The 11337-nt window shown below is 37.5% G+C and carries 15 protein-coding genes and 1 pseudogene; 7 read left to right on the top strand and 9 right to left on the bottom strand.

The features are described 5' to 3' along the window. Positions 1-128: 128 nt before the first annotated feature. Together LPKJCM_RS08445 and LPKJCM_RS08440 are read right to left on the bottom strand one after the other, a co-directional pair. Positions 129-920: a HindIII family type II restriction endonuclease gene (locus tag LPKJCM_RS08445; protein ID WP_087069603.1), complete on the bottom strand. Its 792-nt coding sequence runs from the start codon at positions 918-920 to the stop codon at positions 129-131. Between the two features lie 156 nt (positions 921-1076). Beyond that, entirely contained in the window at positions 1077-1694 is a 618-nt protein-coding gene (locus LPKJCM_RS08440) for a DUF536 domain-containing protein (protein WP_057961379.1), read from the bottom strand. Positions 1695-2287: 593 nt separating this feature from the next. Here LPKJCM_RS08440 and LPKJCM_RS08435 point away from each other — a divergent pair. After that, positions 2288-3394 (top strand): replication initiator protein A, encoded by a 1107-nt coding sequence (locus LPKJCM_RS08435; RefSeq protein ID WP_057961418.1) that lies wholly within the window; start codon positions 2288-2290, stop codon positions 3392-3394. 201 nt (positions 3395-3595) lie between these two features. Here LPKJCM_RS08435 and LPKJCM_RS13210 read toward each other — a convergent pair whose 3' ends face one another. From LPKJCM_RS13210 to LPKJCM_RS08415, 5 genes and pseudogenes are all read right to left on the bottom strand, one after another. Further along, positions 3596-3748, bottom strand: coding sequence for a hypothetical protein (locus tag LPKJCM_RS13210; RefSeq protein ID WP_165758588.1), 153 nt, complete (start codon positions 3746-3748; stop codon positions 3596-3598). Then, entirely contained in the window at positions 3732-4898 is a 1167-nt protein-coding gene (locus tag LPKJCM_RS08430) for a relaxase/mobilization nuclease domain-containing protein (RefSeq protein ID WP_057961419.1), read from the bottom strand. The genes LPKJCM_RS13210 and LPKJCM_RS08430 overlap by 17 nt, the downstream gene beginning before the upstream one ends. Continuing rightward, entirely contained in the window at positions 4880-5233 is a 354-nt protein-coding gene (locus LPKJCM_RS13585; protein ID WP_165758587.1) for a plasmid mobilization protein, read from the bottom strand. Before LPKJCM_RS13585 ends, LPKJCM_RS08430 begins: the two co-directional genes overlap by 19 nt. Positions 5234-5700: 467 nt before the next feature. Next, positions 5701-5970 (bottom strand): helix-turn-helix domain-containing protein, encoded by a 270-nt coding sequence (locus tag LPKJCM_RS08420; RefSeq protein WP_001748276.1) that lies wholly within the window; start codon positions 5968-5970, stop codon positions 5701-5703. Further along, positions 5957-6327 (bottom strand): annotated as a pseudogene (locus LPKJCM_RS08415) (type II toxin-antitoxin system RelE/ParE family toxin). Before LPKJCM_RS08415 ends, LPKJCM_RS08420 begins: the two are co-directional and overlap by 14 nt. A 213-nt stretch (positions 6328-6540) precedes the next feature. On the opposite strand from LPKJCM_RS08415, the gene LPKJCM_RS08410 reads away from it, so the two are divergent. From LPKJCM_RS08410 to LPKJCM_RS08400, 4 genes are all read left to right on the top strand, one after another. Beyond that, positions 6541-6828, top strand: a complete 288-nt coding sequence (locus LPKJCM_RS08410) for a hypothetical protein (RefSeq protein WP_133281398.1) — start codon at positions 6541-6543, stop codon at positions 6826-6828. Positions 6829-6892: 64 nt separating this feature from the next. Then, positions 6893-7288, top strand: a complete 396-nt coding sequence (locus tag LPKJCM_RS08405; protein ID WP_057961421.1) for a hypothetical protein — start codon at positions 6893-6895, stop codon at positions 7286-7288. Positions 7289-7520: 232 nt separating this feature from the next. Next, on the top strand, positions 7521-7862 hold the full coding sequence (locus LPKJCM_RS13040) for a hypothetical protein (protein ID WP_133057561.1): 342 nt from the start codon (positions 7521-7523) through the stop codon (positions 7860-7862). Positions 7863-7927: 65 nt separating this feature from the next. Continuing rightward, on the top strand, positions 7928-8809 hold the full coding sequence (locus LPKJCM_RS08400; protein WP_057961422.1) for a GIY-YIG nuclease family protein: 882 nt from the start codon (positions 7928-7930) through the stop codon (positions 8807-8809). A gap of 62 nt (positions 8810-8871) precedes the next feature. Here LPKJCM_RS08400 and LPKJCM_RS08395 read toward each other — a convergent pair whose 3' ends face one another. Continuing rightward, entirely contained in the window at positions 8872-9459 is a 588-nt protein-coding gene (locus tag LPKJCM_RS08395; RefSeq protein ID WP_087069602.1) for a site-specific integrase, read from the bottom strand. A gap of 76 nt (positions 9460-9535) precedes the next feature. Here LPKJCM_RS08395 and LPKJCM_RS08390 point away from each other — a divergent pair, with 76 nt between their 5' ends. Together LPKJCM_RS08390 and LPKJCM_RS08385 are read left to right on the top strand one after the other, a co-directional pair. After that, positions 9536-9814, top strand: coding sequence for a type II toxin-antitoxin system Phd/YefM family antitoxin (locus LPKJCM_RS08390; RefSeq protein ID WP_002834561.1), 279 nt, complete (start codon positions 9536-9538; stop codon positions 9812-9814). Next, on the top strand, positions 9814-10170 hold the full coding sequence (locus LPKJCM_RS08385; RefSeq protein ID WP_042494406.1) for a type II toxin-antitoxin system YafQ family toxin: 357 nt from the start codon (positions 9814-9816) through the stop codon (positions 10168-10170). Before LPKJCM_RS08390 ends, LPKJCM_RS08385 begins: the two co-directional genes overlap by 1 nt. A 127-nt stretch (positions 10171-10297) precedes the next feature. Here the strand turns inward: LPKJCM_RS08385 and LPKJCM_RS08380 are convergent, their stop codons facing one another. Then, positions 10298-11227, bottom strand: a complete 930-nt coding sequence (locus tag LPKJCM_RS08380; protein WP_225364163.1) for a DNA-methyltransferase — start codon at positions 11225-11227, stop codon at positions 10298-10300. Positions 11228-11337: the final 110 nt, after the last annotated feature.

Genomic DNA, 11337 nt, shown 5'->3' with positions numbered 1-11337 from the left:
TGGAATCCCCATTATATACTTTATTTATTTTCAAACTCACACTATATTCCCCTTACATAACTATCTATTTGCTTAATTTTATTATCAATTTTTTTAGCCTCAATCAGTTCTGTAATAGCCCTTTTTTTTTAGTAATTTCGTATTATCTTTTTCTGATCTGCCCAATAAGATTTTTCGACTTCTGCTCGAGTACTTACAGTTCCAACCTGATATTTAAAAATATCATCAATGGTAAACTTAAGTTTACCATTCTGATTGACTACAAAATTTTCGATAAATTTGCCTTCGCCTTCAAGGTATCGTTTTTGAATGTCCGGTAAAAGTACATTCTTTTGATATGTTTCAGCAAAGTTCCATATGTCTGCCAAACTACAGGCAGGTGATTCTATAACATCGTTTTTTATAAGAAACAGCATCCATTCCCAAGAAAATAACGACACGTTTCTAGTGAGGGATTCTGAGTATATCTGACTCTTTGTCTTTGGATAACAAAAATAGGGGGAGCACAATACTGCATATTCACTATCCTTTCTCCAAGTATCTAATCCTGTAACTTTAAAATCTTTTTGATTTTTAGCTGTACGACTTAATCTATATATTTTTGCGTCTCCAACCAAAGAATAATTATGCCACCTAGACTCTGCATAAACATCAGCCGCATTGCCTCGCTCATTCAGAACACTTGATTTTAAACCAAGTTCATTAAATGCTCTAGACAGAATCATATCAGAAACCTTAGCGTAGATCTTCTCAGGTGTAGAATCGTGTACAACTGACTCTGGTATTGATTCAATCTCACTAGCTATATTCAGATAATTTTCCTTACTAAGATTTGTAATAAATGTTGCTATTTCTTCTGAAGAAGTGTTAAAATTTTTTGCTTCAAAAATCTTTTTTTGTAACTTTTCATATGGTGTCATAGTATCCTCCTAAGATTTAATCATAATTGATTGTACTTCACTGTTAATGGGTTCTGACTTTGTTTTTGTACTCTCGAGATTCCGAGCTAACGTTTCATGTCCTTGATATTGGTTGTTATGGATCCATGTTGATTTTTGATTGGGATCATAGAATTATTACCAAAAATGCCACAAACTCTTGTTGGGTTTATTTTTATGCATTCTTTTTTGTTTTTCATAAACAACATGATTTTTCTCGTCGTTTTTTCCTTTGCCGTGACTGGTATTAGAACTATTCGACAAGGCATCGTCCTTGTCGTTTGATTGTTGCTGTTGAGTTGTACTAGAAGGTTCAAGCAAGCCACTCAATTTCTGAACATGCTCTTTTAATTGGCGATTTTCTGCTACTATTGCTAATTGTAATTGTTGCTGCTGATCTATCAATTTTGTTAGATGATCTATTTGGCGGTCTTTGCTACTTATTTGTTGGTCTTTGGCAGCAAGCTGTTTGTCACGTTGAGACTTTAAATCTTCTACTTCTCGTCTTAGAGTAATAAGCAGATCATTATTTTCTTTGCTAGTCTTTGTTGGATCTTTGCTACCTTTTTGTTGTTTCTTTGCTAGCAAAGGTTTTGCTACCTTGCTTCTTATAATCCTTTCTGCTGTAGTACTAATAAGGTTTGTACCTTGACTATTCTTTTGTTGGTTCTTTGCTGGTAGTCTTTGGTAGTGATATTGAATAGTCTGTTTGGAGACCTTTAATTCATCTGCAAGTTGTTTAATTGTTTTTGCCAATGTCAATCACCACCTAGTTAAATTAAAAATGTCCTTTTTTCTATTTTGAGGTTAATCGATTCAAAGTACAACTGGAATCTGTAAAGATAGTTATTGTTGCACTGAAAGCGGTGTGCTAAACTGAAACTAATCTGACAACAAAATAAAAGTAAATAAAAATCAAGCCAAGAAAAAATCCCGATCCGATTGGGATCGAGATTTTATGTTCTTAGCAAGTAGCTAGACAACAGCTACTTAGTCCAAACATTCAGACCTGGCAGAATGAATGTTTGAACTTTGATTTCTGTGCTTGTATTCATTATACCTCATACCCTTAAATCGGGACAAGAGTAGATAATAACAAACAAGAAATTAAAGATGGACTAAGTAGCCAACGGCTATTTAGTCCTATTTTGTTGTTAGAAATTAAAAAAGTTGCCGATTGGGCAACCAAGAAAAGAAATCCATGCTGATGAATCACAAAGCCCTCACAACCAATGAATGCTTTGTAGTTCAGTTAGAGCATATCAGATTTGTATTTTAAAACAAGTCAGATGTTTTAGCAACTCTCTTTTGAGCCAGCATGGGTCGAGTATAGAAAGGGAGTTTTTATGATGACAGAAGCAACTGATTTCAATTACTACGAGGCTGACAACGTTTATGGGACCTTATTCTTTCAGTTTCCCAAGGTTTTAATGTATGGGGAAAAATATAAGCACCTCAGCAGTGACGCTAAACTTGCCTACATGATCCTCAAAGACCGGTTAGAATATTCATTAAGAAACAACTGGGTCGATGAAGATAATCATATTTATTTTATTTTTACTAATCAAGAATTGATGGACTTATTCAATTGTTCTGAACACAAAGTTATCAAAGTAAAAACTGAACTAGCGTCAATTGGATTACTCTTTCAAAAACAAATGGGTTTCAATCCTAAAACGAAAAAGAATGAACCGAATCGTCTATATTTATCCAAACTCGATGTCAAAGCCACCGATGTCTATCTACGAAGCGAATATGGTAAAAAGGCGCCGCAATCCCTTGCTACAAGCGGAACTGCAAAAAGTGCAGTTCCGCGAGAGACCGCTGAAACCCTTGCTACAAGCGGAACTGCAAAAAGTGCAGTTCCGCATAAGTCCGTTGACAGCGCCTCCCAAACCCTTGCTACAAGCGGAACTGCAAAAAGTGCAGTTAATCTAGATAGAGAACCTAAAGCAAGAGATAAAGATAGATACAAGATAGATACTCAAAAGTTAGACTTTTCCACAGCCAACTTTTCACCAGCTGAAATTGAAACCCAAAACCGGGATTTAGTAAAACATGCTGACGAGTTCTTAACCGATCCAGAAAGTGGCTGGGAAGTCTTCTTAGAACCCGAAGCCATTCAACTGCTCAGTTTCTGGTGTCGAACACCACAACAGATGCGGCGCTTTATCCGCATTATTTTGAATGCTAAAAACAACCTCGAAAAAGAACATCAAGACTTAGGGGTCAAAATCAATTTAGGTGATGACACGCTTAAACCACTGATGACTAAGACGTTGAGAAGATACTTTAACGTGCTTAGAAGTAATGAAAAACACGTTAAAGACGTTGAAAACTATTTGTACGGGACCATGACGAATCTGTTCGGTATTTACTGGAATAAACTAGCTGGGGCTAAATATCGAGCGCAACACCCCGAAGAATTCAAAAATCAAGGGGCTGTTTCAGATTAGCTCTAAAATCGTTTCTCAGCCGTTCTAGTTAACTGACATATAAATACACCAGAACTGATTTAAAATGGCTGAGAAACGATAAAAACGGCCAAAAATAAGCAAAAAAATACGCTAATTGGTTTCAAAATCCTAAATTCGGTTTAACCCTGGAGTAAAACTGTCAGTAAATTAGGACGTGAAACACTGAAAACTTAACTTGAATTAACCGAAATACTTGGTCAATAACCAGAAAATAAGGCCTGTCAGAATCCCTGTTGGGATTACAGCCAGCAGATAATTCTTAATTTCGTACCACGAGAGCCGTTTCTTAGTGGTTTGTAACTGCTGATCCATTTGATCAGCGACTTGGGCCATCGTCTCTTGAATGGTCTGGTTCACTTGGTCGCTGAGTTGGCTGAGGCGCTGGTTGTTTTGGCCTTGCTCGGTTTGAATCCGTTTGAGTGCGGTTAGATTTTCCTGACTGATCAGGTTGGTCTGCTTTTGAAACGTTGCGTAGGCGCTTTGTAAGGTCTGTTTTAATTGGGCCTGCGAGCTGGCGTTGCTGCTGTCTAAGTTGTTTAAGGTCGTCTGAAACTGTTGGTTGACTTGTTGGGCGGTCTGTTCGATCTGATGAAGTTGTTGATCGAGGGACGTTTTGGCTGTGGATTGTAGTTGAATCTGAGTGCCCTGGTAATTCCGGAGTTCGGTCAGAGTCTGATTGAGCTGGGTCAGTTGTTGCATTAAATCTTTGTTCTGACTGGTTGGTTCTTGATTGGGTTTGTCGGCTTGCCAACTCATTAAAAATCATCTCCTTTTCATAATCAATCCCGAGTTTGGTTCCTCGAGACTTGTAATTGGTGCCTAAAAGCTGATAGGTGAGATTCTTTCCGCGCTCCCATACTTTGATGGCCTGCTGCTTCAAATCGTCCTGAAAAGCCTGAAAATCGCGAATAAGGGGATTCTGCATGGTGTGATCGACTGCTTGTCGGATTTGATCTTTCCAAGTGGGCTGGTGCTGAGCCCGTAGCTTAATTTCAGCCATCGAGCGTTTCTCATGGCGATTAGGATCGGGCTGCGTGACCATTAAGCCGTGTTCCTGGCAGACTTGATCAGTGATGTGGACTAAGTGATCGCGATATTGATGCCAATTACCATGCATTTTTTCCCCGGTTTCCAGGTTAATCGCACCAATGACGGCATGAACATGTAACGAATCGGTATCGGCATGTTCATAAAGGGCCACTTGTTGATGAGGATAGGCTTTGGCATAAACTTCTTTGGCAACGGCTAAAACCGTTGTCTGATCATGAGGATCTTTAGGATTAAATTCCAACGGGCTAAAGGCAATCCGGCTGGCATACGCTTGGGTTTTACCAGGATTGCCATAGACGGCCCGAACTTGTTTAAATTCGCTTTTAGCGTACTGAATATCTAAATTGAGGCCATCTTTTTTGACGGCTCGTTTTTCAGCGTAATTGACTAACCGGGACGAGCTGGTTGAGCGTTTTATATGAGTTGTTGCCATACGCGCTGCACCTCATTTTGTAAGTCCCTTAATGCTTGGGGGTCGACTTGACCACCTTGATTAGCATGATGGGCCAATTGATTAAGATTACCGCCAATTTTCGCTAATTGATGGGTGATGTTCTGGGCATCTTGGGCGGCAATCTTAGGAGCAACTAAGCGCGCTCCCTGGGCCTTCTTTTTGACAAAAGCCGGCACGGACATATTTAAAGTTTGCGCCGATCGCGCCAGCTTTAAATAGTCCGGTTCACTCACCCGAAAGTTGATTTGTTTGCTAGCCTGACGATGAACCTGAGTCGTCTTTTTTGTGCTAGCCAGATTTTGTCGTTCGTTCACAAGCCCCACCTCCGTTGCCCTGTGGGCAAAGTTATTCGAGATATCAAAAGTCGGATCAGCCGACGGCTGATGACCTCCTAATGATAATCGAATAACAGAGGATTGGCGAGCAACCCGCATGCTAGCCACAAGACTACGTTTGTGCCAGCTGCGGTGCTTGCAAGGGGGAAAGCTAACGCTCCCCCTTGACCCCCAAGTTCGCTGCGCAATGCCAAAATGGTTAGCCGGTTGGCTAGCCACTTTTTGGCAAAGCTTCGCGTTTTTTACTCAAAATTGCTATCGGAATTTGAGTAAAAAAGTCTTCCAGACGGGGGCTGTCAGCCGAATGATTTTGCATCATGAGCATGCCTTCAGCAGGAGCCTTTCAGGCGGAGTTTTGTGCAAACGGCGCAAGCTAATTTAGCTTGATCAAAAAAGCAGCAGTTGATTAAATCAACTGCTGCCAAATACCCCTTTAAAGGTCTAACTTATTGAGTAAATTCAATTTTAATTGTTTTACCCATAGCATGGGCAATTTCAGCTAGTTTATCAAACGTTACATTATCGCCACGTTCGATTCTAGCAATGGTGGATTGAGGGACGTTTGCTCTTTCAGCTAAATCGGCCTGAGTTAGGCCAGCTTCTTCACGAGTATGATACAACGCTAAGGCACTGGCAGATTTTTCCTTGTCAGCATGATAAGCTTCAGCAAACTTAGGGTCTTTTAATTCCCGGGTTAAAATATCATTGATTTTCATTTTGACTATCCTCCCATTCAGTTCGTAATTCAATCGCATGTTTAATTTCAGCGGGTGGTGTTTTTTGTGTCTTTTTGGTAAATCCATGGGTAATCACATATTTTGGTCCCTTAACGTGAAAGCATAATGCCGTTGAATATTACTGGATACCTTACTTCTTAATTCATATAAATTTTTAGCTGATTCTATTTTTTTAACCCAAGTCATGCGTTGAGCGACTAGTAAACCTTGATCCTGCGTATCTGTAATCACTTGCAGTAATTTAGCACGATCTTTAATTGGCAGTTTCCGTAACCATTCATCGAATTCATCATGACCATTGGGACGTTTGTAAGTTTCAAATTCTGTTTTTTCCATATCTCACTTATAGCATATATGCTATTTTTTAAACATATATGCTATAAGTGTTAAACAAAATAAAGGTTGACAAAGCTTTAAGATGTATTAATATTTAGTTTAATTAAACTAATCAAATTAATTAGCTTAATTAAACTAAATAAGAATGGAATGATTCAAATTATGGATAGAGCCGATAAATTGTTAATTCTTAAGTTAAGTGAGGGAGACAATTTGCCAATTGATCGTTTAGCACAATTAGCAGACGGCCATTGGAAAGTTAATGCTGTTAAAATACAATCTGTTAAACTCGTTATTGTATTGGTCCATAAGAAAGTTGTTGGTGACTTTTATTTAGCTGATAATGTTACGTTAGAGTTGAATACAGGGCGTATAACGAATCTTGGATTAAGAGATGCGAAAAACGTTTCAGGACTAGTAGGTAAAATATTAAATTATAGAACTGCCAATCCTGCAACCATAAAAAAATTTTCGGATCTTAATGATCTAATTGTTAAGTGACGGTGTTTTTATTTCTTATTCATATTATTCGACTATTTATTGTTTTTAAGATGGAGGGCGCATTATGAAAAAATGGATTCAATTAATTGTGATTTTGTTCAGTTTTACACTGGGGCTTAGTAGCACAAGCGTCATTACTAAGGCTTCGAGTTGGCACAAAGGGACTCCCAGTTTGATTAGAGGAACTTGGAGCTATAATCCTAGGGGACAAGTATGGGGGCAATATAGGATAAAGAGAGCATCTTATTATTCCGGATGGATGGGAATGCCTGGGATAAAAGTAACGGGAGTCAAGTATCGGGTCTTAGGACACTATAAATATGAATTAACAGGTCATGGCCACAAAAATGGTATGTATAAGGGTGGACGGGATACAATTATAGTTAAACGACAAACACATTATTTATATGTTAAGATTCCTGGGCAAACAGCTACTAAATATTATCATGGGGGCCTTTAGTAAGTTGCCCAAGACCTATGTTTTTTGATACATTTCTGTGTAAAAAACTGGGGTACAAAAAAATATCTAGGCAACATTATCAATAATTTGAAATCATACGTTTAATTTCTTAGAAAATGAAACACAAGAACAAGCATATTTTAAGCCAAATAAAGAATAAAGTGAGGAAAAAACGATAAAAAAAGAGATTCAACTCAGCTTAATTCTATTAGTTTCACTTATTGGAATCTACATGACTAATAGTTCTGCTCATGCTAAGACTTGGAGAAGCACAACCCCAACTTACTTGCGCGGGAATTGGGAAGAGTATCCTTCCTCAGGACATGCAGTTCTTTATACCATCAGTCGACATCGAATTGTGGCTGGAATGACACAGCAAGATGCTTATCCTTACAAAATCATTCGAACCGTTAAACATGGCCACTACTATTACATTAAGGGTTATTTAAGTTTGGGGCACGTTTACACGACCTTTAAGTTTAAAAGAATATCGCCAACTAAACTAATAACACCTAAAGGTAATGGAGGTGCGACGATATTACACAAGGTTAAACACATCATTCAATTTTACTAACACAGCCTCTAAAAGAAAAATAGTAAGATGAAAAGCATTTATGATACTGAAGGGGAGTAATGATTATGAACAATAAAATTCAATTAAATGATTTAATTCCAGTGAATCCAGATGAGTATCAGAAATATCGTTTGCATTTTGCCAAACCAGTTTTTGATAAAGAAACCGGTAATAGATACTTTCCACTACAGGTTTTACATAATCAGCTATTTGAAGCTGACAATGATGATTGGGATCAATGGCAAACCCATATGCATAATAGCAAGGGTGAAAGATTTCCAAGTGATTTTGTCATCACATTTGCTCAATACCCTGATAATTCCGATACGTTTCTTTTTGGAGGCGTATTTAAAATTATAGACAGAGATAAAACTAATGATAAGTACAATATTGAGTGGCAGTCAGAGTATGAAAAATACGTCGGTAGATTAGTTGTCAAAGTAAAATTAGAGACCAGAAGTGTTTATAGGAAATTAGATAACTTATTCCCCAAAGTAGTAATTAAAGAAATTCTTCCAAGTCCGTTTTATACAGGCGAAAAATTTCCTGGTTACAAGAAACTGGATTTAACCTATAATAAATTATCTGAAATTGACCATGGATATTTGCATGATTGGAAGCAGGTTCTTCAAAATATTGAAGGCGTTTATCTGATTACAGATGAAAAAAACAGCAAATTATATGTTGGCTCTGCAACAGGAGTAAAGGGCATATGGGGACGATGGATAAGCTATTACAATAGTTTAACCGGTGGCAATAAAGGATTGGAAGAATTGAATGAAGAAAGTAAAAAGAAATTTGATGAAAATTATATAAAACAGAATTTTCATTTTTCAATATTAGAAGCTTATGCATTAGGTTCAATAGGCAGAGAGAAAATTATTGAACGGGAAAGTATGTGGAAAAACAGGCTAAGGTCTCGAGAAACTGGATACAATAAAAACTGAAGCTGTGTTTAACAGCACTTTAGGTTATTATTCCCGAGCTTATATACGATTTATATGTTTTTCTATCCAAAATCAATTTGATCGAGCATCGTTTCTTGACTGACTTGATCTAAACCTAAATAAGCTAACGTCATGGATTCACTAGAATGATTCAATAGGTGCATGACTAGGCCAATATTATAATTAGATTGCGTATAGACGCGATAGGCACCCGTTTTGCGCATCGTATGGGTCCCTAGATAATTAATGCCTAACAGATCGCCAACCTTACTCATAATTTTGTAGAACTGTTTTTCCGTGATATGGCGCTCGGGGTGTTGAATGGAAGGAAAGAGCCATTCAGAGGCTAGTCTATGATCAAGTAGCCATTGACGGTACAATAAGAGCTCTGGTTGAACCGGTTTAAGGTACAAGGTATTAGGTTTACCCGTTTTTCGATCGTGAATAAACGCATTTTGTTTAATAGAACCGTCCGGATTAAAAATATCGGCCTGTTTTAAGCGCATGACATCACTGACTCGCAGCAGTGTCGCTTTGCCAACTTGAAAAACTGTATAGTTACGCCGGCCAGCTTTAAAGTTGTTGAGTAAGGTATCTTGAACCTCCTTGAGAACATTTGAATCTTTGATGGGTAAGACAACTTGTTGCATAGTTTTAGCTCCTTAAAAAATTGATTTTTAGTACAAGTTAAAGTACAATATTGAGTACAAAGAAAGGGTGGTAAATATGACATTAGCACTAACACAGAGCGATTTTCGCGCTAACCTAAAAAAATATTTAGATCAAGTTAATGACGAAGACGAAACAGTTTATATTGCTCGTTCAAATAGTCGCGCAGTGGCCATCGTTTCACAAGAAAAAATGGACTGGCTAGAAAGAGCATTAAAAGCGAAAGAAGGTTCGTTAGAATATGCAATTGCGCGTGATCAGTTAATTAAACGACATGTTTTACCTGATGATGAAATTGTTGAATCAAATGATGATTATTGGGGTCAGTTTAAATAATGAAAAAATTAAGATTTAAACCACGTGCAACCTTTAATGCTGATCTAAAACGGTTAGCCAGTTTAGACAAATCTATTATTGATGAAGTTCGAGCAGCCATTGATCTGTTGCTTGAGCAACAACAATTACCACCAGAATTTGAAGATCATGAGCTTAATCGGCGAATGAGCGGTTATAATGAATTTCACTTACGAGATACCCCGAAAAACAAAACACCAAGCGAAACTAACGATGTCCTGGTGGTTTATACGATTGATAAAGATGAACTAGTCTTAATTGGCATTCGAGTCGGATCGCATGATCGTTTATTTCCTGGTCAAAATCGTTCCAAAAGGTATCGAAAAAATAACGAATAAAAGAAGCTATTTCTGGTATATAAAAATAAATAACCCCTAATATCTACATTATAGATATTAGGGGTTATTCTTTCAACGTTTTCGAGGGGGTATTTGAGACTTATAAACCCTTGCGCTTGTACTAAATTCAAAATAGAAAAAGTTCATCATTCACTTTTGTGTTTTTTAATCTTTTCTGTGCTATTTCATAATACTTAGTTTCTAGTTCCATGCCAATATAATTCCTAGAAAGTTCTTTAGCTGCAACACATGTGGTTCCACTGCCCATAAACGGATCAACTATTAATTGACCTGGTTGGGTTGTTAATTCAATTAATAACTTCATCAAATTTAACGGCTTTTGTGCTTCGTGATATATATGGTCATCCGGCAATGTTTCTACCTTGATCATGTTTGCTGAACTTCTATACTCACCTATGTTGTACTTCTGAAGAGCCTTTTCATTCCAAGCACCAATACCATATTTTAGTATATTATCCGTTATGGTTGTCCCTACTTTGTAGGGTTTCTGAAACCATAAAATGGGTTCAAACTCTGGGCGTAGATTAGCTAGTCTCCAGTTTTCCCATTTTTCTGCGTCAGCTATAGCATGCCTTCGACGTAATACTGATGAAACGTGTTGGGCACGATGTATAGCATTTCCTTTATCCCAACTCAACATATCTTTAAAGGTAAAGCCACTATCTTCAAGTGCTGCAATACACCTATGGGCATATCGTCTTCCTGCAAATATAAAGCAACTAGCCCCTGGCTTCAAAGAATCTAACCATGATTCTGCCCACGTGGAACACCATTTCTGATATTCATAAGGAATTTTCTTATCAGCTTCACTCCATCCGTTTAGGGGCTTACCACGTCGTTTAAAAGCACTATTCTTATTTTGCGCTTTAGAATGACCACCAAGTGCAGAGTTAGTATTGTTGTGAAGAACGTCCCAAGTATCATATGAAATACCATAAGGGATATCTGAAAGAATTAAATCAACTGTTGACGAAGGAACTTCTTGGATAAGTTTTATGGAATCCCCATTATATACTTTATTTATTTTCAAACTCACACTTTATTCCCCTTACATAACTATCTATTTGCTTAATTTTATTATCAATTTTTTTAGCCTCAATCAGTTCTGTAATAGCCCTTTTTTTTGAGTAATTTCGTATTATCTTT

It is taken from the genome of Lentilactobacillus parakefiri (genome assembly GCF_002157585.1).
GTDB lineage: Bacteria > Bacillota > Bacilli > Lactobacillales > Lactobacillaceae > Lentilactobacillus > Lentilactobacillus parakefiri.
Note: the sequence above shows the minus strand (reverse complement) of the source record. Positions and strands in the feature narration are given on the sequence as shown.

Coding starts and splice junctions, on each gene's coding strand:
- LPKJCM_RS08405 (WP_057961421.1), top strand. CDS start 6,893: ATGAAAAAATGGATTCAATTAATTGTGATTTTGTTCAGTTTTACACTG.
- LPKJCM_RS08400 (WP_057961422.1), top strand. CDS start 7,928: ATGAACAATAAAATTCAATTAAATGATTTAATTCCAGTGAATCCAGAT.
- LPKJCM_RS13210 (WP_165758588.1), bottom strand. CDS start 3,748: ATGGCCCAAGTCGCTGATCAAATGGATCAGCAGTTACAAACCACTAAG.
- LPKJCM_RS08395 (WP_087069602.1), bottom strand. CDS start 9,459: ATGCAACAAGTTGTCTTACCCATCAAAGATTCAAATGTTCTCAAGGAG.
- LPKJCM_RS08430 (WP_057961419.1), bottom strand. CDS start 4,898: ATGGCAACAACTCATATAAAACGCTCAACCAGCTCGTCCCGGTTAGTC.
- LPKJCM_RS08445 (WP_087069603.1), bottom strand. CDS start 920: ATGACACCATATGAAAAGTTACAAAAAAAGATTTTTGAAGCAAAAAAT.
- LPKJCM_RS08420 (WP_001748276.1), bottom strand. CDS start 5,970: ATGAAAATCAATGATATTTTAACCCGGGAATTAAAAGACCCTAAGTTT.
- LPKJCM_RS13040 (WP_133057561.1), top strand. CDS start 7,521: ATGACTAATAGTTCTGCTCATGCTAAGACTTGGAGAAGCACAACCCCA.
- LPKJCM_RS08385 (WP_042494406.1), top strand. CDS start 9,814: ATGAAAAAATTAAGATTTAAACCACGTGCAACCTTTAATGCTGATCTA.
- LPKJCM_RS08435 (WP_057961418.1), top strand. CDS start 2,288: ATGACAGAAGCAACTGATTTCAATTACTACGAGGCTGACAACGTTTAT.
- LPKJCM_RS08390 (WP_002834561.1), top strand. CDS start 9,536: ATGACATTAGCACTAACACAGAGCGATTTTCGCGCTAACCTAAAAAAA.